The 24,007-nt window shown below is 42.8% G+C and carries 20 protein-coding genes and 1 tRNA gene; 14 read left to right on the top strand and 7 right to left on the bottom strand.

All coding sequences use genetic code 11. The annotated features are described in order from the left end of the window. The first annotated feature begins 97 nt into the window (after window positions 1–97). The 9 genes from rlmN (at window position 98) to MF4640_RS01755 (ending at window position 9,555) form a co-directional block, all read left to right on the top strand. On the top strand, window positions 98–1,333 hold the full coding sequence (gene rlmN / locus MF4640_RS01795) for a 23S rRNA (adenine(2503)-C(2))-methyltransferase RlmN (protein WP_004697671.1): 1,236 nt from the start codon (window positions 98–100) through the stop codon (window positions 1,331–1,333). A gap of 16 nt (window positions 1,334–1,349) precedes the next feature. Further along, window positions 1,350–2,150 (top strand): type IV pilus biogenesis/stability protein PilW, encoded by an 801-nt coding sequence (gene pilW / locus MF4640_RS01790; protein WP_078388501.1) that lies wholly within the window; start codon window positions 1,350–1,352, stop codon window positions 2,148–2,150. Then, the gene (locus tag MF4640_RS01785) at window positions 2,141–2,917 is read left to right on the top strand and encodes a helix-turn-helix domain-containing protein (protein ID WP_078388500.1); all 777 of its coding nucleotides are present in this window, start codon (window positions 2,141–2,143) and stop codon (window positions 2,915–2,917) included. Before pilW ends, MF4640_RS01785 begins: the two co-directional genes overlap by 10 nt. An 18-nt stretch (window positions 2,918–2,935) precedes the next feature. Beyond that, window positions 2,936–4,051 carry a flavodoxin-dependent (E)-4-hydroxy-3-methylbut-2-enyl-diphosphate synthase gene (gene ispG, locus MF4640_RS01780; RefSeq protein WP_004697677.1) on the top strand — a complete coding sequence of 372 codons (1,116 nt, stop codon included), beginning with the start codon at window positions 2,936–2,938 and terminating at the stop codon, window positions 4,049–4,051. Then, window positions 4,048–5,343, top strand: a complete 1,296-nt coding sequence (hisS, locus tag MF4640_RS01775; protein WP_078388499.1) for a histidine--tRNA ligase — start codon at window positions 4,048–4,050, stop codon at window positions 5,341–5,343. The genes ispG and hisS overlap by 4 nt, the downstream gene beginning before the upstream one ends. A 27-nt stretch (window positions 5,344–5,370) precedes the next feature. Beyond that, the gene (locus MF4640_RS01770; protein ID WP_005401704.1) at window positions 5,371–6,069 is read left to right on the top strand and encodes a YfgM family protein; all 699 of its coding nucleotides are present in this window, start codon (window positions 5,371–5,373) and stop codon (window positions 6,067–6,069) included. Continuing rightward, window positions 6,066–7,211 (top strand): outer membrane protein assembly factor BamB, encoded by a 1,146-nt coding sequence (bamB, locus tag MF4640_RS01765; RefSeq protein ID WP_078388498.1) that lies wholly within the window; start codon window positions 6,066–6,068, stop codon window positions 7,209–7,211. The genes MF4640_RS01770 and bamB overlap by 4 nt, the downstream gene beginning before the upstream one ends. Before the next feature lie 169 nt (window positions 7,212–7,380). After that, a complete protein-coding gene (gene der / locus MF4640_RS01760; RefSeq protein ID WP_004697684.1) occupies window positions 7,381–8,790 on the top strand; it encodes a ribosome biogenesis GTPase Der in 1,410 nt (469 codons plus the stop codon). A 90-nt stretch (window positions 8,791–8,880) separates the two neighbouring features. Then, complete coding sequence (locus tag MF4640_RS01755) at window positions 8,881–9,555, top strand: 4'-phosphopantetheinyl transferase family protein (protein ID WP_171263836.1); 675 nt, start codon at window positions 8,881–8,883, stop codon at window positions 9,553–9,555. A gap of 31 nt (window positions 9,556–9,586) precedes the next feature. Here MF4640_RS01755 and secF read toward each other — a convergent pair whose 3' ends face one another. The 7 genes from secF to queA all read right to left on the bottom strand — a co-directional run bounded on the left by secF (window position 9,587) and on the right by queA (window position 17,080). Then, window positions 9,587–10,561 (bottom strand): protein translocase subunit SecF, encoded by a 975-nt coding sequence (secF, locus tag MF4640_RS01750; protein WP_171065426.1) that lies wholly within the window; start codon window positions 10,559–10,561, stop codon window positions 9,587–9,589. 8 nt (window positions 10,562–10,569) lie between these two features. After that, window positions 10,570–12,471 (bottom strand): protein translocase subunit SecD, encoded by a 1,902-nt coding sequence (gene secD, locus MF4640_RS01745; RefSeq protein WP_078388497.1) that lies wholly within the window; start codon window positions 12,469–12,471, stop codon window positions 10,570–10,572. A gap of 55 nt (window positions 12,472–12,526) precedes the next feature. Next, complete coding sequence (gene yajC / locus MF4640_RS01740) at window positions 12,527–12,856, bottom strand: preprotein translocase subunit YajC (protein ID WP_004697692.1); 330 nt, start codon at window positions 12,854–12,856, stop codon at window positions 12,527–12,529. Between the two features lie 104 nt (window positions 12,857–12,960). Next, complete coding sequence (gene tgt / locus MF4640_RS01735; protein WP_004697695.1) at window positions 12,961–14,091, bottom strand: tRNA guanosine(34) transglycosylase Tgt; 1,131 nt, start codon at window positions 14,089–14,091, stop codon at window positions 12,961–12,963. Window positions 14,092–14,406: 315 nt separating this feature from the next. Beyond that, complete coding sequence (locus MF4640_RS01730) at window positions 14,407–14,976, bottom strand: LemA family protein (protein WP_078388496.1); 570 nt, start codon at window positions 14,974–14,976, stop codon at window positions 14,407–14,409. Window positions 14,977–15,001: 25 nt separating this feature from the next. Continuing rightward, window positions 15,002–16,030: a hypothetical protein gene (locus MF4640_RS01725; RefSeq protein WP_078388495.1), complete on the bottom strand. Its 1,029-nt coding sequence runs from the start codon at window positions 16,028–16,030 to the stop codon at window positions 15,002–15,004. A 9-nt stretch (window positions 16,031–16,039) separates the two neighbouring features. Beyond that, window positions 16,040–17,080: a tRNA preQ1(34) S-adenosylmethionine ribosyltransferase-isomerase QueA gene (queA, locus tag MF4640_RS01720; RefSeq protein ID WP_078388494.1), complete on the bottom strand. Its 1,041-nt coding sequence runs from the start codon at window positions 17,078–17,080 to the stop codon at window positions 16,040–16,042. Window positions 17,081–17,264: 184 nt separating this feature from the next. Between queA and MF4640_RS01715 the strand changes: the two genes are divergently transcribed. The 5 genes from MF4640_RS01715 (at window position 17,265) to MF4640_RS01695 (ending at window position 23,852) form a co-directional block, all read left to right on the top strand. After that, window positions 17,265–17,351: transfer RNA gene (locus tag MF4640_RS01715), tRNA-Leu, on the top strand. A gap of 358 nt (window positions 17,352–17,709) precedes the next feature. Beyond that, window positions 17,710–18,978, top strand: a complete 1,269-nt coding sequence (locus MF4640_RS01710) for a sensor histidine kinase (RefSeq protein WP_078388518.1) — start codon at window positions 17,710–17,712, stop codon at window positions 18,976–18,978. 81 nt (window positions 18,979–19,059) lie between these two features. Then, window positions 19,060–21,804 (top strand): bifunctional [glutamate--ammonia ligase]-adenylyl-L-tyrosine phosphorylase/[glutamate--ammonia-ligase] adenylyltransferase, encoded by a 2,745-nt coding sequence (gene glnE, locus MF4640_RS01705; protein ID WP_078388493.1) that lies wholly within the window; start codon window positions 19,060–19,062, stop codon window positions 21,802–21,804. Window positions 21,805–21,837: 33 nt separating this feature from the next. Continuing rightward, the gene (locus MF4640_RS01700; protein WP_004983545.1) at window positions 21,838–22,764 is read left to right on the top strand and encodes a branched-chain amino acid transaminase; all 927 of its coding nucleotides are present in this window, start codon (window positions 21,838–21,840) and stop codon (window positions 22,762–22,764) included. 212 nt (window positions 22,765–22,976) lie between these two features. Then, entirely contained in the window at window positions 22,977–23,852 is an 876-nt protein-coding gene (locus tag MF4640_RS01695; protein ID WP_078388492.1) for an ATP-grasp fold amidoligase family protein, read from the top strand. Window positions 23,853–24,007: the final 155 nt, after the last annotated feature.

Here is a 24,007-nt window from a genome sequence, read left to right as displayed (position 1 = left end):
GTTATTATACTTATCTGGTTTTTTTATTCCCTGAATAAATTTCTGCTCGTTTATTGAGCTTCTCCTTTCATCGTTAGACATGGTTTAGGTAATACACATGAGTACTGAAGTGGTCGCTGTCTCTACAGTTTCGGCTGAACAGCAACAATCTCCATCCGCTCCTGCACAGCAAAATTCTGTTGCGAAAGTGAACTTACTTGGCATGTCACGTCCGCAGCTTGAAAAATTCTTCGAAGATATGGGAGAAAAAAAGTTTCGCGCAGGACAGGTGATGAAATGGATTCACCAGTTTTTTGTGACTGATTTTGCAGAGATGACCAATATCTCAGGCAAGTTACGTGAAAAACTTGAAAAACTTTGTGAAATTAAAGCGCCAGAAGTGGTGCATAAAAATTATTCTAAAGATGGCACGCGTAAGTGGGTGTTTCGTGTTGGTGAGGGCGAAGGCTCTTTGGTTGAAACCGTATTGATCCCTGCTGAGCATCGCAGTGGTTTGCGCCGTACTTTATGTATTTCATCTCAAGTGGGCTGTGCACTGGATTGTTCATTCTGTTCAACCGGTAAACAAGGTTTTCAGCGCGACTTAAACCCAGATGAAATTATTGGTCAGTTATGGGTCGCAAACTATTCTTATATGGAAGATGTGCCTGTAGCTGAGCGTGAGCGCTCGGTGACCAACGTCGTAATGATGGGGATGGGCGAGCCATTACTCAACTATGATGCCGTATTGAGCTCAATGCGTATTATGCTAGATGACTTTGCTTATGGTATGTCTAAGCGCCGTGTGACCTTGTCAACTTCAGGTGTAGTGCCGAAAATTGATCAATTGGCACAAGATATTGATGTTGCATTGGCAATCTCCCTACACGCACCAAATGACGAACTGCGAAATGAATTGGTTCCAATCAATAAAAAATATCCATTGGCACAGCTGATTGCAGCATGTCAGCGTTATATCGCTAAAGACGGTAATGAAAGTGCGCGTAAGCATGTCACGATTGAATATGTGATGTTGGATGGGGTGAATGATCATCCTGAGCATGCGCAGCAGATGATTAAACTGTTGAAGAACTTACCAAGTAAAATTAATTTAATTCCGTTTAATCCATTTCCACATGCGCCTTATGGTCGTTCAAGTCGCAACCGCATTATTTCTTTCCAAAAAACTTTGTCTGATGCTGGATTTGTGTGTACGATTCGTCAAACGCGTGGTGATGACATTGATGCTGCCTGCGGACAATTGGTCGGTCAAGTGGCCGATCGAACACGTCGTGCTGAGCAGTGGAAAAAGAAAGTAGCAGAGAAAAACGAGATTCTACGTTCACAAGGATAATATAAGGGGATGCCAATTGAAAAAACCCGTTTCTAAACTTTGCCTTGCGCTGACACTGGGTGTGTCAGTGTGGTACTTGGTGGGTTGCCAAACCGTGAATACGAAAGGTGATCCAAGTAAAGCAGTACAAGTTAGAACGCAGTTGGCGGCTGAATATATTAAGTCGAATGATTACGATGCTGCGAAACGTACATTGGATCAGGCATTAGACATCGACTCTCGTGATGCATCTGCAAATATGATGATGGGCGTATTGTTACAGCGTGAAGGCAGTCCACAAAATGTGGAAAAGGCTGAGCGTTATTTTAAGCATGCGATTGCGGCTGAGCCAAAAAATGCACAGGCTCGTAACAACTACGGTACGTATTTATATCAAATTGGGCGTTATAATGACGCGATTGATCAACTTCAAGTTGCAGGTTCAACTTTAGGGTATGATCAACGTTATCGAGCATTGGAAAATTTAGGTCGTGCGTATCTACAAGTAGGTCGAATGGCGGAAGCAGAAGCTGCTTTTAAACAAGCTCTACAGGTAAACTCAGGTGCCTATCTTGCCATGATCGAAATGGCGGAAATTTCATATTTACGTCAGCAAAATGCTGATGCTACGCAGTACTATGAACAGTTTGTGCGAGCAGTTGGCGAGAAAAACTTAGATGCACGTGCGCTTTGGATTGGGATCCGAATTGCGCGAGCAAATCATGACACGATGGGTTCGCAAGTACTGGTCAACCAGCTACGTGCATTGTATCCAGACAGTCAAGAATACAAACGTTATTTGCAATTACAGTACACTACTGAGGCCGTATGGAAGTAAATCCTAATTCACCACAATCGAATGGTTCTAGCAATGCTTTAGGAAATATCCAACGTCCGGGTGATTATCTTCGTCAAATTCGTATTACACAAAAACGTGAATTAAGCGACGTTGCCAAAGAGTTGAATATTCCACTCAAGACCTTAACTGCGCTTGAGCAGGACGAATATACGGCGCTTCCAGAAGCAACTTTCATTAAGGGTTACTATCGCACTTATGCGAAGTTCCTCAAAGTGGATGCTACTACGATTATTCAGCGTTTTGATGACATCTATGCCAATGATACGGGGCTATTGCCAAATCACGCATTGAATAATTCACCGATTAAAATCATGGGTAAATTGCCCGGTTCTAACCGTGATCGTAATCGTAAATGGTTGAAACGTGGACTGATTGCGATTGTTGTAATTGCGATTTTGGCAGCGTTGTTCGGCATGATTCAGAATTGGTCAGGCAGTACAGATGAGGCTGCGACTCCGCAGATGGCATCTGATGTACAAATCATCAATATGAATGGGGCTGCTGCAACTACAGGGGATCAGTTGAAACTTGAGTTCAATCGTCCTACGTCTGTACATATTGTCGATTCAACGGGGAAAGTACTGGCAACAGGGCGTCAAGCCTCTACACTTGAGCTTGCGGGTGAGACTCCTTTTCAAATTCGTATCGATGATGCCGCTGCTGTGTCACTCAGCTTAAATAATGAAAGTATTTCATTGTCACCATATACCGTCGGTGGAAAAGCAGATTTCCGCTTGTCACGTTAATGGGATCAAGGAAAAGCAATGATTGTAAATCCAATTAAACGCAAGCCTACTCGTAAGATTCGTGTAGGTTCAGTCTATGTCGGTGGCGATGCACCCATCAGCATTCAAAGTATGACCAATACTGAAACTTGTGATGTGGAAGCAACGCTGGCGCAAATTCAGCGCTGTGCAGATGTAGGTGCGGACATCATGCGTGTTTCTGTACCGACGATGGAAGCGGCAGAGGCTTTTGGTGAAATTCGTAAGCGTTCATCGGTACCGTTGGTTGCAGATATTCATTTTGACTACAAGATTGCACTGCGTGTTGCAGACTTGGGTGCGGACTGTTTACGGATTAACCCCGGGAATATTGGCTCTGAAGCTAAAATCCGTGAAGTAGTGGCCGCAGCACGTCATAACGATATTTCTATGCGTATTGGGGTGAATGCAGGTTCACTGGAAAAAGATATTCAAAAGAAATATGGTGAGCCAACCGGTCAGGCATTGCTTGAGTCGGCGATGCGTCATATTGATATTCTAGACCGTTTAGATTTCCACGAATTCAAAGTCTCAGTGAAAGCATCCAATGTGTTTTTAACCATGGATGCTTATCGCCTACTTTCACAGCAAATTGATAATCCGTTACACCTGGGTGTGACGGAAGCTGGAATTTACCGTACGGGTTCAGTGAAGTCTGCGATTGCCTTGGGCGGTTTGTTGTTGGATGGCATTGGGGACACCATGCGTATTTCCTTGGCAGCGGAACCTGAAGAAGAGATTAAGATTGGTTTTGATATTTTAAAATCACTCAGTCTTCGCTCAAATGGCATTAACTTCATTGCTTGTCCAAGCTGTTCACGTCAAGAGTTTAACGTGATTTCAGTGATGCAAGCCTTAGAAGAGCGTTTAGAAGATATTCGTACCCCAATGGATGTGTCGGTGATTGGGTGTAAAGTGAATGGTCCGGGTGAAGCCAAAGAAGCCGATATTGGTGTAGTTGGTGCAAGTCCACGTTCACTGGTGTATCGTAATGGTGAAAAGAGCCATTTAATTGACACAAATCAGTTGGTTGACGAAATCGAAACGATGGTTCGTCAGCGTGTTTCAGAGCTTGAAGAAGCTAAATCTAAAGAGATCATCCGTAGTTCATCATGAGTTCAATTGTCGCAATCAAAGGTTTTAATGACATTCTTCCTACGCAAACACCAGCGTGGAGACGTCTTGAACAGCATCTCGCATCATTGATGGATGCGTATGGCTACCAGCAAATTCGTTTGCCTATTGTTGAGCAAACCAATTTGTTCAAACGTTCGATTGGTGATGCAACGGATATCGTTGAAAAAGAAATGTACACCTTCTTGGACAAAGGTAATCCGCCTGAGTCTTTGACTTTACGTCCTGAAGGAACAGCAGGCTGTGTACGTGCCATGCTGGAGCATAACTTGCTTCGCGGTGCAACGCCTCGTGTCTGGTATATCGGGCCGATGTTCCGTTATGAAAAGCCGCAAAAGGGTCGTTACCGTCAGTTCCACCAGTTCGGCGTGGAAACCTTTGGTGTCGCAACCCCAGATATGGATGCTGAGCTGATTTTGATGACGGCACGTCTGTGGAAACGCATGGGTGTGGCAGATAAAGTTCAACTTGAGTTGAATACTCTCGGTGAGTCTGATGAGCGTGCAGCTTACCGTGCGGCATTGGTGGAGTTCTTAGAATCACATAAAAATGATTTGGATGAAGATTCACAGCGTCGTTTAACCACCAACCCACTACGTATCCTTGACTCTAAAGATGCCAAAACCCAAGCCATTTTAGAAAATGCGCCGAAGTTGCATGACTTTATGGGGGAAGAGACGCTACAGCACTTTGCAACTTTGCAGCAGTATTTAACCGATGCAGGTGTGAACTTTGTGATTAATCAAAAACTGGTGCGTGGCTTAGATTATTACAATAAAACTGTCTTTGAATGGACCACCACGCATTTGGGCTCACAAGGCACAGTCTGTGCGGGCGGTCGTTACGATGGTTTAGTGGGTCAGCTTAAAGGCAAGGCAGATCAGTCTGTACCTGCAGTTGGTTTTGCGATGGGTATGGAACGTCTGTTGTTGTTGCTTGAACAAGTGGAAGACGCTACACCTATACGTGACTGCGAAATGTTTTTATTGGCAGATCCCGCTTCTCAAGGCAAAGCTTTGGTGCTTGCAGAACAGATTCGTAACCAGTTAGATGCTGCATCAAGTACGCTTCGTTTGAAAGTTGGTTCACATGGTTCAATGAAGTCGCAAATGAAAAAAGCGGATCAGTCTGGCGCATTGTTTGCCCTCATTTTGGGTGAGCGCGAGGTGGAAGCTGCACAGTTTGCCGTAAAAGAGTTGGCAACAGCTGAACAAACTTTGGTTGCGGTGGATGACATCGTGCCATTTATGATTGAAAAATTTTCTTCAAAATAAGCCAAAATATAAGGAAAGGGTAGTCACATGAGCGCATTAAGTGATGAAGAACAACTTGATAGTTTAAAGTCTTTCACTAAGAAATATGGTTCAGCCATTATTAGTGGGATTTTAATTGCGCTGATTGCCTTTTTTGGATGGCAATACTGGCAGAAGAAGACTTTAGCTGAGAACCAAATGAACACGGCTAAAGTTCAGCAATTGATGGATGAAGCACGTGCAACGCAAGGTGATGCATTTACAGCCTTGTCTGCAACTGCGGACAAAATTGTGAAAGAAGCACCAGATTCGGCGCAGGCCATTCAAACGCAATTGTTGATGGCAAAATTGGCCTATGACAAAGCGGATTATGCCAGTGCTGAAAAAGCGTTGAAGAAAGTTGAAAACTCGAAAGTGGATGACGACGGCTTAGTGCAAATTGTGAAATTGCGTTTAGCGTATGCACAATTGGCGCAAAAGAAGTTTGATGATGCGATTAAAAACCTTGCATTGGTAAAAGATCCTGCTTTTAAAGCGACAGCCGATGAAGCTTTGGGCGATGTCTATGTGGCTAAAAACGACATCGAAAATGCAAAGAAAGCCTATCAAAGTGCATGGGATCAGTTGGTTGAACGTAAACAAGAACGCCAAATTTTACAAATTAAACTCGAAAGTGTTGGTATTTTAGTTGATGATCCTGAAATCGAACGTCCACTTATAGAAACAGCAGCGGAAGAAACTGAATGAATAGAAAATACAAAATTTCGTGCGCATTAACCGTATTAACTTTAGCACTTGCGGGTTGTGCAAGTAGCGGAAAAGTAGAAGAAGTTAAGCCGAATCCACTTCCAAAACTGACGCAGGCGAAAACCCTGACTCCTGTATTTTCTCAAAGTGTGTCTTCAACTTCGACTGCTGATCCTTTACGTTTACGCTTAGATGCAGACAACGGTGTAGTTTTTGCACTTGACCCTAAAGGTCTAGTGACGGCATATCAAGGCAAACAAAAACTATGGCAGAAAGAAGTATCTAAAGCCGGTTTGAGTTCAGGCGTTGAAGCTGCCGATGGTCATGTCATTGTAGGTAACGCCAAAGGTCAATTGTTTGCTTTAGATCAGGCAACTGGCGAGCAAAAATGGACAGCACAATTAACAGGTGCACTTCTTGCGCCATCGTTGATTCAAGCGGGTCGTGTCATTTCTGTAAGTAATGATGGCACTGTTTTTGCGCATGATTTGGCAACAGGTCAGCAAGTGTGGACCTATAACTTACCAAATGTACAACTTAGCTTACGTGGTAATGCAGCGCCTGTTCCTGTTGATGCGCGTACAGTGCTCATTTCTTCAGCTAATGCCTATGTTTATGCTTTAGATGTGCTCACAGGTGTGCCACGAATGCAGCGCCGTGTGGCTGTGTCGGATGGTCGTTCCGATATTCAACGTTTGAATGATGTTGATGGTGATCCTGTAGTAGCAGGCCAGTACTTGATTACGACCAGCTATCAAGGTCAAGTGACCATGACAGATTTGGCTTCACAGCAAGTGGTGTGGAGTGAAGATTCGAGTAGTACGCAGCGCCCTGAAGTGGTGGGTAATGGTGTATTTGTGGCGCAAACTGATGGCAAGTTGGTGGCTTATGAAATTAGCACGGGTCAAAAGCTTTGGGAAAATGACAGCTTGCTGAACCGCCAATTGAGTAATCCAGTGATGTTGGGCCAAGATCTGATTGTTGGTGATTTGGATGGCGTATTGCACATGCTGAACCCTGCGACAGGTGAACTGATTGGTCGTGCGAAGACGTCTGGTGAAGTTCGTACTTTACGCGTGATTGATGATCAACTCTATGTTGCAACACGAAAGGGTGCATTAAGCATTTGGCAGAATCGTTAATTCTGTTCGACTTATGTTAAACTAGTCGAAATTCGTATTTTTTTAAATTCCTCGGGGTGTTTGCTTAGTCAAAACCCCGAGTTTTTATTCAGGTTTTTCACCTAATTTTTCTTCCAGTTTCTGATGTTCAGACCAGTCTCACTGGCTGATCTTGAATAAAGGTTAATCTATGAAACCCGTAATTGCGCTCATTGGTCGTCCGAACGTCGGAAAATCAACGCTATTTAACCAGATCACCAAAAGCCGAGACGCGCTTGTTGCTGACTTTGCCGGTCTGACTCGTGACCGTAAATATGGTGATGCTGTATTTCAAAATAAGTCTTTCATTGTGGTTGATACTGGTGGTATTGGCGAAAATGAAGGCGGTATCGACTCTTACATGGCAGAACAGTCCAAAACTGCCATCAATGAAGCCGATATTATTGTATTTGTAGTCGATGCACGCGCAGGCCTGCTCGCATCGGATGAGCAAATTGCGCGTGAGCTGCGTACACTGGGTAAGAAAGTTTACCTTGTGGCGAACAAAGTTGATGGTGTACATGCCGAAGCTGCACTTGTTGAATTTTACAAGTTGGGTATGGGCGAACCCATGCAAGTGGCTGCGAGCCATGGTCGCGGTGTACAGCAAATGCTTGAAGATGTGCTTTCAAGTGTGCCTGAAGATGAAGATGCAGATGAGCACGACAAGAACACAGGCTTACGTTTAGCGATTATTGGTCGTCCAAACGTTGGTAAATCAACGCTAGTGAACCGTTTGTTGGGTGAAGAGCGTGTAGTTGCATTTGACCAACCGGGGACAACCCGCGACTCGATCTATATCCCGTATGAACGTGATGGCCGTCAGTACACCTTAATCGATACTGCAGGTGTGCGCCGTAAAGGTAAAGTCGATGAAATGATTGAGAAGTTCTCAATTGTGAAAACGCTACAGGCCATTAAAGATGCCCATGTTATCGTGGTTGTACTTGATGCACGTGAAGGTGTGGTTGAGCAAGATCTACATTTGATTGGTTACGCGCTTGAAGCGGGTCGTGCGATGGTGATTGCGATTAACAAATGGGACAATATGTCTGAGTATGATCGTAAACAATGTAAATTGGATGTCGATCGTCGCTTTGACTTTATTCCTTGGGCGAAAGTGCATTTGATTTCTGCATTGCATGGTACGGGTGTGGGGGATCTATATCCATCGATTCACCGTGCTTATGATTCGTCACATTTGAAAGTTTCACCTGCAAAAATCACACAAATTTTAAGTGATGCTACGGATGCGCACCAACCGCCAATGGTCGGTGGTCGCCGTATTAAAATGCGTTATGCCCATATGGGTGGACAAAATCCACCTACGATTGTGGTGCATGGTAACAAAGTTGATAAAACCCCTGCGGATTATCGTCGTTATTTAGAAAACGTATTCCGTAAAGTGTACAAACTTGAAGGTACGCCAGTGCGTATTGAGTTTAAAACCTCTGAAAACCCATTTGAAGGACGTAAGTCACAGGTGGATGAACGTACTGCAGCGCGTAAGCGTCGTTATGTTCAGAAATTTAAGAAAGCTGAGAAGAAATTCAAACGCTAATCAGGCATTAAAGTTTTGATGCTGAAAAGCCCAAAGTGATCTTTGGGCTTTTTTATTTTATGATGCATGAAACCATGATAGGAAGGCAAAGTGGCAAGGACAATACGTGTTGAGCTGAAAAAGATTGGGGACATTGTGCAGGTGGATCACAGCCTGTCACGTGTTGAGCAAATTACGCAGCGAAAACAAGCCATTTATCAATATCGCAATCAATGCTTATCTGAACAACAGCAGATGGTTGTGGATGATCGCTCCATTGCGCTGAGTGAGACAGGTAAACCTTATTTACTTGATCAACCTTCCTTTTATTTCAATCATAGTCACAGCCAAAACTACTACGCTTTAGCTACGAGTGAGCGGGTGCAGGATCTAGGCGTGGACGTGGAAGAATTAAGCCGAAAAGTCCGTTTTGAGGCTTTGGCTAAACATGCTTTTCACGTAGAGGAACTTCGCGTGTGGCACCAGTTCGATCAGGACAAAGCATACTGGTTTAAGGTCTGGACCACCAAAGAAGCTGTGCTTAAAGCCTCGGGTTTAGGCATTCGTTTAAACTTAAATGAACTGAACACCCAAGCCCATCAAATGCATAATGGCGGCATGTGTAGTCATCCGCTGATTGGGAGTTTTGCTTATCAAAATTTTGAGTTGGGAGATGTGATGTTGACCGTGGCTTGGCGGGCAGAACAGTCCTGTCGTGGCTATGCGTTGCCTCAGATTGAGCTGGTACAACACCTTCACACCGACATAAAAAAGCCTCTCGATTGAGAGGCTTTCTTTTTCACACTATGGTGTGCATTTATGGAATTTCATTTTCTTCTTCAAACTCAGGCTTCACTTGAACAATAAAGTCTTGACGGTTTAAGCCACGCCATAAAGCAAAAGCTGTACCGATGTAGATTGAAGAGTAGGTACCCACAAAAACGCCCACAAACATTGCAACAGAGAACCATTTAAGGCCATCACCACCGAGGATCATCATCGAGATCACCACCAACAATAAAGTCATTGAGGTGTGAATGGTACGACGTAGGGTCTCAGTTAAAGCGATGTTAACGATCTCTAAAGGCGAAGCGCCACGAATCTTACGGAAGTTTTCACGTATACGATCCGAAACGACAATATTGTCATTCAGTGAGAAACCAATCAGAGCCAGAATTGCAGCCAATACAGTTAAGTCAAATGGCCACTGCATCATGGCAAAAATACCAATGGTGACCACCACGTCATGGAATAAAGACAGTACCGCACCCATTGCCAGTTTGAACTCAAAGCGAACCGTTACGTAGACCAACATTAGCAGTAACGCTAAAGCCACAGCACCTGCTGAGCGAATGTAGAGCTCATTTCCGACTTGTCCACCCACCACATCAACTTTGTTGACTGAAGCGGAGTTACCCGGTAGCTGTACAGCTTGAGTAATGGTTTTGGTTAAGTCTTCTGCAGCTGTGTCTTCTTGTACAGGCATACGCACAATCAAATCACGATCTGAACCGATGGTTTGTACTACAGGGTCATGAAAGCCAGCTTTGGTTAATGCAGCAGAGACATCGGCTGATTTCACTGGTTTGCTATAGTTCAATTCGGCAGAAATACCACCAGTAAAGTCCAAACCTAAGTTAAGACCCTTGGTGAAAATAAAGAATAGGCTACCGATGGTTAAGACAATAGAAAGAATGGCTGCAGGCAGCGCAATCTTCATAAAATCAATCACACGCTCATCATCTGGACGGCCGTATTTTTTTGAATCTTGTTGAGTCACATCAGTCATCATCGATCTCCTTATATGCTCAACTTTTTCAAGTTACGTTTTTTGCCATAAATGAGCTGTACAATCGCACGTGTTACTGTAATAGCAGTAAACATAGAGCAGATAATACCGATCATTAAGGTCACAGCGAAGCCTTTAATTGGGCCTGTACCGATAGCAAATAGGATAAACGCAACCAAGAACGTGGTTAAGTTTGAGTCGAAAATGGTGTTATAAGCACGGTCATAACCCGCCACAATGGCTTGTTTGGGTGATGCTCCCCACTTCATTTCTTCACGTATTCGCTCACAGATCAAGACGTTGGCATCGACCGCCATACCAATGGTAATCACGATACCCGCAATACCTGGCAGGGTGAGGGAGGCACCAATCCAAGACATGACGGTTAGAATCATGGCTAAGTTGAAAACCAAGGCAAAGTTAGCTATTAAACCAAATACGCGGAAGAACACCACCATCCAGATTGCGACCAGTAAGAAGCCGATTTGAGTTGATAGCACACCTTTATCAATGTTTTCTTGACCGAGGCTTGGACCCACTACACGTTCTTCAACAAAGTACATTGGTGCAGCAAGTGCACCTGCACGTAGCATCAATGCAAGTTCAGATGCCTCTTGAGGTGAATCTAGACCCGTGATACGGAATTGAGAGCCGAGGACTGCTTGAATAGTTGCAGCGTTAATCACGACAGACTCTGCATAGGGTGTACGGACTTCGGTTTGCACGCCAGTCGCAGGATCGGTGATATAGCTAATACGTTGTTTATTTTCGATGAACAACACAGCCATACGCTTGCCCACCGCATTCCGGGTTGCATCGGCCATCAGTTTTCCACCTGCTGTGTCTAAGGTAATGTTTACCTCAGCACCGCCAGTGTCTTGGCTAAAGCCACTTGATGCGTTTTGAACACGTTCACCCGTTAAAATACGGTTACGGTTTAAAAGTAATTCACGTCCGCTGTCTAAAGACTGATATGCAAAAAGCTCGGTTCCTGGTGGAAGCGGTTGACCATTGCTCTTGCCCGTATAAGGGTCAATCACTTGGTCATTTTGGTCAGAGACCAAACGGAACTCTAGGTTTGCTGTACGACCCAAGACACGTTTTGCTTCAGCAGTGTCTTGAACACCTGGAAGCTCAACCACGATGCGGTTACTACCTTGTGTTTGTACCAAGGCTTCTGCCACACCTAACTCGTTAATACGGTTACGTAAAGTGGTTAAGTTTTGGTTCACCGCATAAGACTGAATTTCTTGGCGGCGAACATCGGTATAGGTTAAACGTAAGGTTGAACCTGTCGCAGTTGCGACCGCTTGCTGATTAAACTCATTACCATTACTGCGCAAGTAGTCTTGAGCCGCAGTACGATCATCGTTGTTGGCGAACTGAACGGTAATGGTGTTGTTGTTTAATGCAAGGCTGTTAAATTTAATTTTGTTGTCACGGAACTGACGACGTAAATCAGTCGCAGAGGTTTCCATGCGCTGAGAAATTGCTTTATCCATATCCACTTCTAATAAGAAGTGGACACCACCACGTAAGTCCAGACCGAGCTTCATTGGTTTTGCACCAATTTTTTGTAGCCACTCTGGCGTGGTTGGCGCCAAGTTTAACGCGACAACATAGTCATCACCAAGGCCACGACGTAACGCTTCTTTGGCTTTTAATTGTGCTTCGCTAGAGTCAAGACGTAACAGTGCAGCATTATTGCTAAAACTGTTGTCATGGCTTGAAATACTTTCAGATTTTAAAATCTGCTCTGCTTTTTGTACGATGCTTTGGTCAATTTGGGTACCAGCTTTGGCACCAGAAATTTGAACCGCAGGCTCATCCGGATACAAACTAGGCAGGGCATATAATGTACTGATCATCAAAACCACGAGAATCAGTAGATATTTCCATGCTGGGTAACGCATTTGTTTTCTTCTTAAAATGAAAAAAGTCGTGCGGATGCACGACTAATTTTTTTGATTAAAGGTTATTTAATGTGCCTTCAGGAAGAACTGAAATCACACTTGCGCGTTGAATTTTTACGTCTACACCGCGGCTCAGTTCAACCACTGCAAAGTCACCTTCGAGTTTAGTGATTTTACCCATTAAGCCACCAGCAAATACTACTTCGCTGCCTACGCCAAGACTTTCAACCAAGGAGCGGTGCTCTTTGGCACGTTTTGCTTGAGGGCGCCAAATTAAGAAATAGAAGATTGCAATAAAAACAGCAATCATCAATAAGTTTGCGACCATACTTGGTTGTTGTGCAGCTTCACCCGCTGCGTGAGCTGTAGAAATAAAAAGGCTCATTTCAAATTCCTAAACTAAAAAAACGGTGACCAACGAATTGATCATAAATAGACTTGTTCTGCAATTTACCTTGTCTTTTTACCAAGCGCAAATGCTCACAACAATTAATCTTGGGGGCAAGGTGGAACTTCTAAACCACGACGTGCATAAAAATCTTCAACAAAGGCATCAAAGCGATCATTATCCAATGCATCACGAATGTCTTGAGTGAAACGTTGGTAGTAACGTAAGTTGTGAATAGTACCTAGCATTGAACCCAGCATCTCGCCACATTTTTCCAAATGGAATAAATAAGCGCGAGTAAAGTTGGTACAGGTATAACAGTCGCAGTGTGGATCAAGCGGACTTTGATCATGACGGTATTTACTGTTACGGATACGCACTAAACCGTCGGTCACAAAATAATGTCCATTTCGGGCATTACGTGTAGGCATGACACAGTCAAACATATCGACGCCACGGCGGATGCCTTCTACGATGTCTTCAGGTTTACCTACGCCCATTAGGTAGCGCGGTTTGTCTGCCGGCATTTTTTCTGGAAGGTAATCCAGCACTTTGATCATTTCTTCTTTCGGTTCACCGACAGAGAGGCCACCAATGGCATAACCGTCAAAACCAACTTCAAGCAAGCCTTTTAAAGACTCATCACGTAAGTCTTCATACATACCGCCTTGAATAATGCCGAAGAGCGCATTTTTATTTTCAAGCACATCATGATGCTGAGTCTTACAACGCTTTGCCCAACGCAATGACAGTTGTAGCGACTTTTGCGCTTCTTCATGCGTTGCAGGATAAGGCGTACATTCGTCAAAAATCATCACGATGTCTGAGTTCAATGTATGTTGGATGTCCATTGAGATTTCAGGAGACAAAAATACTTTAGAGCCGTCAATTGGAGAGCGGAACGTTACGCCATCTTCTTTAATTTTACGCATCGCGCCCAAACTGAAGACTTGGAAGCCGCCTGAATCGGTCAGAATGGGTTTATCCCACTTCATGAATTTATGCAGGCCGCCGTGCTCTTTAATCACTTCAAGGCCAGGGCGTAGGTAAAGATGGAAGGTGTTACCTAAAATAATTTGCGCTTTGATGTCTTCAATATCACGCGGGAGCATGCCTTTCACCGTACCATAAGTACCGACAGGCATGAACACAGGGGTTTCAACCACACCATGCTCTAAAGTTAAACGACCACGACGGGCGCGACCCGACTGACCTAATTTTTCAAACTTCATAAAATATCCTGAACAAGAGCAAAGCACTGCTCTGCTTGCAGTGCAAGAGCGAAAAAACAGTTCGCCGCTAAAAGGAGGCTATTTTCCTTGATTATGCAAATAAACACCAGTGTTGTAACACTTTTAACGCAAAGCATTTCGGAGTAGGGTTGTGTGCTGTAAGGGCTGTTTCGGTTTGAATTTATGTCATGGCGACGAGTGAGTCGTGATTAGAATCAAAAAGAGTTGATCGCCTGGACGAGGCTGTGAACGTAGAGGTTAAAAAGGCACTCATTTTAAGTACCTTGGATTTGTTGTTTGTGTTAAAGCGATCTTTTAGTTGAAATTGGGGCGGTAATCAAAATTTTGCAGCGCAGCAGCGTCACGGAATGGACGCACAGCTTTTTTACTGACAGTCATGGTGTTTACAATGTTGTTCGGAAAGATTTGAATGTGGTTGTTAAACAGTTCGACATTGCGGTTAAAGATGCTGATCGCAGCACCGACATTTTCATTTTGCTCTTCAATTTCATTCATCATCTTTAGATAAATGTCATTGGCTTTAAGTTCAGGGTGGTTTTCGACCACGACATTGAGGCTACGCATCAGCTCTTGGTTTAATGCTTCAATGCGCTGTAATTGGTTGACATCCGTATTGTTCAAGTTCAGGTTGAGAATGTTCTGACGGAGCTCAGTAACTTTTTCCAAGGTACCTTTTTCAAAGCTGGAGTATTGTTCGACCAAAGGTTCTAAGCCATCTAGAATTTTTATTTTCTGACGCTCATAGGTTGCTACATCCGACCATGCGCGAATGGTTGCATTGTGGTGTCGCACAATATTATTGCGAATGACGATTACGCCAAACACGATTGCAATAATAATCAAGAAGAAAATCAATAGCCCCATACAGTCCTCAAACGGCAAAATGTCATTATTTTAAAAATTGCGTTAGATCAGACTCTAAGCGCTCTAGATAAGGTAATTTAAAAGTGCGTAAGTGTCCACGCAATGTCGAAATGTCATTGATTTTTTTTGCTTTGCTGGATATTTCAAACAGGTTTTGTGGGCTGATATAGCACAATATATTTTTTTCAGGATGAAAAAGTAAATCGCCTTCACGAGAACGGAAAAAATCGGCAGTACGTAGTACAAATGCAGGGGAGAGAAGTTTGGCCATCTGCATCTGGTCAGTACCAAAAAATTTGAGTTTCTGGTTAATCTGAATATCACTGCTATGCCATGGAAAGCTATAAGGATAATAAAACTTTTTATTGTATGCGGTAATCGCGAGTCCTTGCGTGGGTACCTCAAAGACAAAACATCCCCATAAGTCTTTATGCACTTCTTTAACTTTTAACTCATTGCCATCTTTATCACGCACGCGAATTTCATCGACAAAGTGGTATTGAAACAGCAAAACCTGATGTTGTTGTCCTGCTTCATCCTGCCAAGTGGTACTGGCGTAATAAGGGATATCATTGCTGATGGTGCCTTGATTAAAAATTGGAAACAGCTGTTTGAGATGGGCAATAAAAAATGCAGGTTGTAGTGCTACGCCAATATGCTGTGGAGGGGTGAACTCGTTGAGTTGGTATTTTTTATGAATAATTTGTTTTTCGAGATAGTCAGTGACCTCTTCAAGCGGATCATCTTGCTCATAACTTAAATAGGCCCAAAGCAGACAGCCTAAGCCGAATAAAAAGCTAAATAAGGTCCAAATATGTTCTCCAATAAAGAACACTGGCACAATAAAAAAAATGCCGACTATTCCAAGTAGAATAGGCAGCACATTTTCAAATTTCAGGGTAATCGGGGCATTCCAAGGGTGCAGTCGGTCAAGAATGTCTTGTGCCGAATCGGCCCCTCGGCCGATGTCCCAAAGTCTGTCGATATTATCAAACACAACTTTATTCTTTTTACGTCGAATATGAATGGAATGTTTGATTGTATCGATAGGCATGTGAGGTTCTTATTTGGGTTGAAGTTGGTCGACTAACATAGCATCGCCATAACTAAAGAAGCGATACTGGTTGGCCACCGCATGTTGATAAGCTGCCAAAATATTATCACGATTTGACAACGCTGAAACCAACATCAGCAGGGTCGATTCAGGCAGATGGAAGTTGGTGATAAGACGATCCACCACTTTGAACTCATAACCTGGATAGATAAAAATTTGAGTATCTCCCGTCCACGCTTTGAGTTCACCATCATGTGCCTGCGCTGCACTTTCTACGGCACGGGTGGCGGTTGTTCCAACAGAAATGACTTTGTTGCCACGAGCTTTGGTTTGGCGAATCAGCTCAACGGCGTGCTCTGGAACATCACACCATTCACTGTGCATAATGTGATTGGCAATGTCATTGGTACGTACAGGCAGAAAGGTGCCAGCACCGACGTGTAAAGTGACAAAGGTTTTCTGAATACCTTTGGCTTCAAGTTGATCCAACAGCTTTTGGTCGAAGTGTAAGCTTGCGGTAGGTGCAGCGACACTGGCTAACTTGGTTGGATCATTAAATACTGTTTGATAACGCTCGGTATCAATGGCTTCAGCTTCACGATTGAAGTAGGGAGGGATCGGAAGTTGTCCGTATAAATCCAGCACCGTTAAAATTGGCTGGGAAAACTCCACAATAAATAAATTTTCATGACGACCTAGCACTGTGACTTTAACGGCATCTGGGCCAATAAAGAGCTCAGCTCCCGCTTTGGGTGTGTTGCTGGCTTTGATGTGGCAGTGTGCAATAAATGCATCTTGCATGCGTTCAACCAGAACTTCGACAGCTCCGCCACTGGCACGTTTGCCTTTGAGACGTGCTTTCATCACTTTGGTGTCATTTAAGACCAGTAAATCACCTGCATCGAGCAAATCTAAAATGTCGGTGAATTGAAAGTCATGATGCTGACCTTGAGCATCGAGGTGTAACAGTCGAGAAGCACTACGCGTGTCTAAAGGGTAACGGGCAATGAGTTCATCAGGGAGATCGAAATTAAAATCAGAAAGTTGCATGATGGGAAAGCAGCGTCAAAATAAGGGAGGTCAAAATTGCGCTTAGTATATGCGTTTTTGCAGAAAAACGCTGAAATTGCACAAATATAAAGCTAAAAAATCAAATATGACTTAAAAATAGCCAATCACTATCAACTTGCGTTGACAAGTTTTTCAAAAAGTTTAATATACGCATCAACACCTTCCCGAGGTGGTGAAATTGGTAGACGCGGCGGACTCAAAATCCGCTGTCAGAGATGACGTGTCGGTTCGAGTCCGACCCTCGGGACCAAGATATTAAAAAACCCAAGCATATTCAGTCTTGGGTTTTTTATTGCCTGAAATTTAAGATTTGAATCAAATCGCCATAAAACATTACAGATGGCTTAAAGTAATTGAATGTTTGGTGCGGGTTTGCTTAATTATGTCCTCATATGATGGACTCACAATTTTGTTTTAATCCTTCTGATAAATAACGAGTTTTCAAAAAGAGAAAGTAGTCACAAGATAAAATTCTGAAATAATTAATTTTTTTGTTAAATGCCACGCTTGTATTGTTGTATTTTTATATTGTTTTAATGTTGAAAATTTGCTAATAAATACAAGTAAATAATAGGTTTGTGCCGAAAATCACAAAAGATGAGGCAGAAATGGGTATTCAATTGCTAGATATCGGGTCTGATACAGAACAGTTAAGTGCTTGTCACTTATCTTTATTGTTGGGCGTGAACAGTAATGACAATAAAATTAAGAGCTTTCTCAAATTTGCGCGAAAAATTTTAGGTGCACATGCCGCAATTCTAACGTTTAGCAATGAATCTTATAGTTGGTATGCGGGCAAACACGCATTCAATGCTTTTCAGTTACCCGCTGCAGCCAATTTTGCTACTCATTTTGAAGGGGAGATTGCGATTGATAGCCTGCATTGCCATTATCATCATCTTTCTCAGCAGGTGACTGCTTTAGGGTTTAAACATCAGCGGATCATCGCATTGGATTTAAAGGTATCGGATAAATCTGTAGGGCAAGTGATTTTCTTTGATGAGCAGTTGGAGGCTTTTACGCAAGATGCTGTAGAAAATGTCTATGAACTGGCCTCTGGTTTTCTCAATTTGCTGCATTTGCGTATGGAAAATGCGGAGCTCAAAGAGTTGTATGAACAACAGGTGGCTATGAATGTCAGTAAAACTAAATTTTTCCAAATTATTGCACATGATTTAAGGGCGCCTTTTCATGGCTTAATTGGATTCTCAGAAGTGTTGGCTGAAGAGCGCAAAAGTTTGGATGAGTCTGGTGTGCAAAGCATTGCAGATTATCTGCATGATACAGCACAATCGACTTATAGCTTGTTAGAGAGTTTATTGAATTGGGCGATGGCAGAAGGCGGGCGCTTTGTTTATCACCCCATCCATTACAAGCTTAAGCAGTCCTCTCAAATTGTTTTTGATGTGTTGCATGCGTTGGCCATCAATAAAAATATTCAACTGATTGACCGTGTCCCCGATGATTTAAAAATTTTTGCAGATATCAATATGGTGACCTCGGTGATCCAAAACTTGGTCTCAAATGCGCTGAAATTTACCCATATGCATGGCGAAGGGGTTGTGACGATTGATGCCAAAAAACGTGATGATTTTATCGATATCTACATTCAAGATACGGGTCTAGGTATGACCTTGGGGCAAATCGAATCTTTATTTGAACCGAAACTAACCGTTAGTTTTAAGGGGACAGCTGGGGAGAATGGGACTGGTCTAGGTCTGGTGTTGTGTAAGCGTTTTGTTGATTTGAATAAAGGTGAAATTTCAGTCACATCGAAAGAAGGTGTAGGTTCAACTTTTATCGTCAGCCTGCCACGTTCGAACAGCGCACATCAAGCATTGTCACTTGCGACATCCCAGCAAGAATTTAGTGAATAATCATACTTTTCTTATAAAATAATTCGCCTAATCTCATGATCTGCTGTTATAAATAACCAAAACAATCCGAAAGAGTCGATCATGAATGCTGAGCAATTGCAAAAGACATTGCGCGCAAGTCAATATGCGGAACAAGTCCTATCTATACATCAGGTTTATCTTGAACAAGATTATGCAATTGATCAATTTTCTCAGCCATTGACCACCGAACAAATTTTCAATGTCGTTCAAAACAGCTTAAAAGAGATCAGTGATGAAAGCACATGGATGCGCACCATCCGAATTTTACGTGCGCGTTTAATGTTTCGCTGGATTTGGCAGGATGCCAATCAACTGATCGATGTGATGACGCTAACGCGAGAGTTATCGGATTTTGCCGATGCAGCCATTTGTGTGGCAAAAGCGTTTGCCTTAGCGCCATTGGTGACTAAACATGGTCAGCCTGTGGGTTATAACCATAAAATTCAAGATTTAATTGTGGTCGCGATGGGGAAGCTCGGTGCACAAGAGTTGAATCTCTCCAGTGATATCGACTTGATTTTTGCTTTTGATGAGCAAGGTGAAACTGATGGTCGTAAATGCATAGACGTACAACAGTTTTGCATTTTGTGGGGTCAGAAACTCATTTACTTGTTGGACCATATCACGGCTGATGGTTTTGTCTTCCGTGTGGATATGCGCTTACGTCCTTGGGGTGATGGTTCTGCATTGGCCATTAGTCATGCGGCGCTGGAGAAGTATTTAAGCCAGCATGGTCGCGAGTGGGAGCGCTATGCGTGGATTAAGGCGCGGATTGTGACAGGGGGCAAAGAGGGGAATGAGTTGTTGGACATGACTCGTCCTTTCGTGTTCCGTAAGTATGTCGATTACACCGCTTTTGAAGCCATGCGCGAAATGAAAGCCATGATTGAGCGTGAAGTATTACGCCGCAATATCGAAGATGATATTAAGTTGGGTGCAGGTGGTATTCGTGAAGTCGAATTTATTGTGCAGGTTTTTCAGCTAATTTATGGTGGGGCAAAATTAGAATTACAAGACCGTCAATGTTTAGTGAGCTTGCATCATTTGGGTGAAGTGGGTTTGCTGGATGGGCAAGCGGTCAGTGAGCTGGAAGATGCCTACTTATTTCTGCGCCGTGTAGAACATGCCATTCAAGCTCTGAATGATCAACAAACCCAGTCTTTACCAACAGAACCAGAACTCAGACAAAGGATGATTGACACCTTGGGTTTTGTCAGTTGGGATGCATTTATTGAGCACTTAAACCAAAAGCGCGCCAAAGTTATTTACCAGTTTGAGCATTTAATTAAAGAAAAAGAACATGACCCTTTTGTAGAAAGCTTTAGTCAGTTAGAAGCGCGTTTAAATGAGGTGTTGGATGCGAATGCAAAAAACCTCATTCATGAATTTTGGAATGGTCATGCGCTGAAAAAACTGCCTGCAAAAGCGGTGCAGCGTTTAAAAATGTTTTGGCCGCATTTGATTGAAGCGATTTTACAGTCAGATAAGCCGCAAGCCGCGTTGCTTCGCCTCATGCCTTTGGTCGAGTCTGTGATGCGGCGCACCGTATATTTGGTCATGTTGATTGAGAGTAAAGGGGCGTTACAGCGCTTGGTGAAAATGGCAACCGTAAGTCCATGGATTTGTGAAGAATTGACCCATTATCCAGTACTCTTGGATGAATTTTTGTCCATGGACTTTGAGCTACCGCGCCGTCAAGATTTGGAAGATTCTCTGCGTCAACAGTTGCTTCGTATTGAGCTTGATGACGTTGAAGATTTGATGCGTGTGCTGCGCCTATTTAAAAAATCCAATGTATTGGCGGTTGCAGCCAGTGATGTCTTGGCTGAAAGTCCGTTGATGAAAGTATCCGATGCTTTGACCGATATTGCAGAAGTTTCGGTCAGTACAACTTTAAATTTGGCTTACCAAATGACGGCAAAGAAACATGGTTATCCGCTCGATGTTGAAGGACAGCGCTGTTCGATCGATCATTTGGCATTTGCTGTGGTGGGGTATGGAAAAGTTGGCGGGATTGAGCTGGGTTATGGCTCGGACTTAGATCTGGTCTTTATTCATTATATGGATGAGCAAGCCGATACCGATGGGCTGAAGTCGATCAGTGGATTTGAGTTTGCAATGCGTGTTGCGCAGAAATTTATGTCGTTGATGACCACGCAGACCCTCGATGGTCGGGTTTATGAAATCGATACGCGCTTACGCCCATCGGGTGAGGCGGGGGTCTTGGTCACCAGTTTAAAAGCCTTTGAGCAATATCAGTTGAAAAATGCATGGGTCTGGGAGCATCAAGCATTGGTGCGTGCTCGCTCGATTGCAGGTGAGCCAAGTTTGCGTGATAAATTTGAAGCATTGCGCTGTCGGATTTTGACACAGCCAAGAGATGAGGAAAATGTACGCGCAGAAGTGCTGAAGATGCGTCAAAAAATGAAAGACCATTTGGGTTCTTCTAAAGAACAACAAAAAGATGGAATTTTTCATTTAAAACAAGACGCAGGTGGTATCGTCGATATCGAATTTATGGCACAGTATGCTGTGTTGGCATGGAGCGGATCTCATCCAGATCTTGCCCATTATTCCGACAATGTACGAATCCTTGAAGACGCCGCAAAAGCCAGTTGCTTATCCAGTGACGATGCGACTGCATTGATTCAAGCTTATCTCAGTGAACGAGCCGAGAGCCACCGTTTAGCCCTTGCGAATCAATCCATGCAAGTAAATGCTGCGGACTGGCGCGATACCCGAGTGATCGTTTGCAAATTATGGCAAAGATTAATTGATCCAAGCTCAATCGTGAGCATTGGGTAACATGACTGTGTATATAAATTTGGAGTGTGTGTCATGAATTTGGCTGATCGTGATGGTTTTATTTGGCAAGATGGACAATTGGTTGACTGGCGTGAGGCAAAAACTCACGTATTAACACATACCTTGCACTACAGCATGGGTGTGTTTGAAGGTGTCCGTGCCTATGAAACACCGAATGGCACGGCTATTTTCCGTCTAAAAGAACACACTAAGCGTTTATTGAACTCTGCAAAAATTTATCAAATGAAAGTCCCGTTTGATCAAGCAACACTAGAGCAAGCTCAAATTGATGTGGTTCGTGAAAATAAATTAGCGTCTTGCTACTTGCGTCCAATTATTTTTATTGGTTCTGAAAAATTAGGTATTGCTGCAACAGACAATACGATTCATGCGGTGGTTGCTGCGTGGAGCTGGGGCGCGTACCTCGGTGATGAAGCAATGGCGAAAGGTATTCGCGTAAAAACTTCATCATTTACCCATCACCATCCAAACGTGACGATGTGTAAAGCGAAAGCGTCAGGTAACTATACCTTGTCGATTTTGGCTCACCAAGAAGTAGCGCATTCAGGTTATGACGAAGCAATGCTGCTCGACCCCCAAGGTTATGTATGCCAAGGTTCTGGCGAAAACGTCTTCTTGGTGAAAGATGGTGTTTTACATACGCCAGATATCGCGGGTGGGGCGCTTGATGGTATTACGCGTCAAACCATTATCACGATTGCAAAAGACCTAGGATATGACGTGGTTGAGCGTCGTATTACGCGTGATGAATTCTACATTGCGGATGAAGCATTCTTTACAGGTACTGCTGCTGAAGTGACGCCTATTCGTGAATATGATGACCGTGAAATCGGTTCAGGTACGCGTGGTCCTATTACTGAACAAATTCAAACCACATTCTTTAATGCGGTTAAGGGTAAAGACCCGAAATACGCGCACTGGTTGACTTATGTAAAATAAATGGTTCGATGAAAAAAAGGGCTCTTTGGAGCCTTTTTTTTATTTTCATTGTTTTGAAAAATATATGGATTATATTTTATTGTTATTAAATAGTTTATAAAGCAGCTAAAGTTATTTTGAACTTTTAGTAAAAAATAATATGCTTAAAGCATACATAGTCTAATTTATTTGTTATTATTTGGTAAAAACGAGATGTATTTAAAATTTTATCCATGATTAACAGTCTTATATATAAAGCAAAAGTATTTAGAACATTGTTTGTTTCTGATGAGAGATATTTAAAAAAGAGGTTCATTAATAAATTAGGGTATACCCCAAATTTTAATCAACCTGAAAGTTTTAATGAGAAAGTTACTGCACGAATGATTTTTGATAGAAGTGCACTACATACCAAATTAGCTGATAAATCGGCAGTAAGAGAGTTGGTTATAGATCGGATTGGAGAAAAATATCTGGTTCCACTTGTAGGGACATATTGTGACTTTAATAGTATTGATTTTAATCAATTTCCGAACCAATTCGTTTTAAAGTGTACTCATGACAGTGGAAGTGCGATTGTTTGCCGTGATAAAAGTACATTTGATATTAAACGTGCAAAAAGTAAACTAAATAACAGTTTAAAAATGAATATGTACTACCGCAAGCGAGAGTGGCACTATAAAAATATTTCGCCGCTCATCTTGGCAGAGCATTATGTTGACTTATATCGTGATGCTAACACGAATGCCACCATTACAACATGTCGTGTCCACTGTTTTGAAGGGCAGCCTAAGTATATTGAAGTCGATGTCCAAGGGAGTGATGGTACAGAGTATTCAAATATTTATGATACCTCTTGGGTGCTACAGCCTTTCACCGTAGATTGCAAAGAAAATACGCCAGAAGCGGTGATAGAACCGTGCAAGATGCATAAAATGGTTGAGCTATCTGAGCAGTTATGTTTGGAATATGGTTATAGCCGAATTGACTTCCTATTGTCACAAGATGAAGTGCTGTTTAGTGAAATCACATTGACCCCAAATGCAGGGCGTATGGTTATTTCTCCTGTTGAGTGGGATGTAAAACTTGGAGAATTATGGCGTTCTTAATCATATATTGATAAATATATGCAAAAAGAAAAATAAATAAATTATTTTTATAAAGGTAGAGTCATCATAGGATTATTTATGATGGCTCTGGTGGTGTTTAATTTGGTATTTCTCTTAAATAATTTAAGCCAATGTTTTGTATAGACTTAATATTT

The organism is Acinetobacter sp. MF4640, from assembly GCF_002018895.1.
Classification (GTDB): Bacteria; Pseudomonadota; Gammaproteobacteria; order Pseudomonadales; family Moraxellaceae; genus Acinetobacter; species Acinetobacter johnsonii.
Note: the sequence above shows the minus strand (reverse complement) of the source record. Positions and strands in the feature narration are given on the sequence as shown.

Bases quoted from the DNA above. Each gene is read 5' to 3' on its own strand.
- yajC (WP_004697692.1), bottom strand. From the start codon at position 12,856: ATGAGCCTTTTTATTTCTACAGCTCACGCAGCGGGTGAAGCTGCACAA.
- rlmN (WP_004697671.1), top strand. From the start codon at position 98: ATGAGTACTGAAGTGGTCGCTGTCTCTACAGTTTCGGCTGAACAGCAA.
- MF4640_RS01700 (WP_004983545.1), top strand. From the start codon at position 21,838: ATGAATTTGGCTGATCGTGATGGTTTTATTTGGCAAGATGGACAATTG.
- hisS (WP_078388499.1), top strand. From the start codon at position 4,048: ATGAGTTCAATTGTCGCAATCAAAGGTTTTAATGACATTCTTCCTACG.
- secF (WP_171065426.1), bottom strand. From the start codon at position 10,561: ATGATGACTGATGTGACTCAACAAGATTCAAAAAAATACGGCCGTCCA.
- MF4640_RS01725 (WP_078388495.1), bottom strand. From the start codon at position 16,030: ATGCCTATCGATACAATCAAACATTCCATTCATATTCGACGTAAAAAG.
- MF4640_RS01770 (WP_005401704.1), top strand. From the start codon at position 5,371: ATGAGCGCATTAAGTGATGAAGAACAACTTGATAGTTTAAAGTCTTTC.
- tgt (WP_004697695.1), bottom strand. From the start codon at position 14,091: ATGAAGTTTGAAAAATTAGGTCAGTCGGGTCGCGCCCGTCGTGGTCGT.
- MF4640_RS01730 (WP_078388496.1), bottom strand. From the start codon at position 14,976: ATGGGGCTATTGATTTTCTTCTTGATTATTATTGCAATCGTGTTTGGC.
- glnE (WP_078388493.1), top strand. From the start codon at position 19,060: ATGAATGCTGAGCAATTGCAAAAGACATTGCGCGCAAGTCAATATGCG.
- MF4640_RS01785 (WP_078388500.1), top strand. From the start codon at position 2,141: ATGGAAGTAAATCCTAATTCACCACAATCGAATGGTTCTAGCAATGCT.
- MF4640_RS01710 (WP_078388518.1), top strand. From the start codon at position 17,710: ATGGGTATTCAATTGCTAGATATCGGGTCTGATACAGAACAGTTAAGT.
- secD (WP_078388497.1), bottom strand. From the start codon at position 12,471: ATGCGTTACCCAGCATGGAAATATCTACTGATTCTCGTGGTTTTGATG.
- ispG (WP_004697677.1), top strand. From the start codon at position 2,936: ATGATTGTAAATCCAATTAAACGCAAGCCTACTCGTAAGATTCGTGTA.
- bamB (WP_078388498.1), top strand. From the start codon at position 6,066: ATGAATAGAAAATACAAAATTTCGTGCGCATTAACCGTATTAACTTTA.
- queA (WP_078388494.1), bottom strand. From the start codon at position 17,080: ATGCAACTTTCTGATTTTAATTTCGATCTCCCTGATGAACTCATTGCC.
- der (WP_004697684.1), top strand. From the start codon at position 7,381: ATGAAACCCGTAATTGCGCTCATTGGTCGTCCGAACGTCGGAAAATCA.
- MF4640_RS01695 (WP_078388492.1), top strand. From the start codon at position 22,977: ATGATTAACAGTCTTATATATAAAGCAAAAGTATTTAGAACATTGTTT.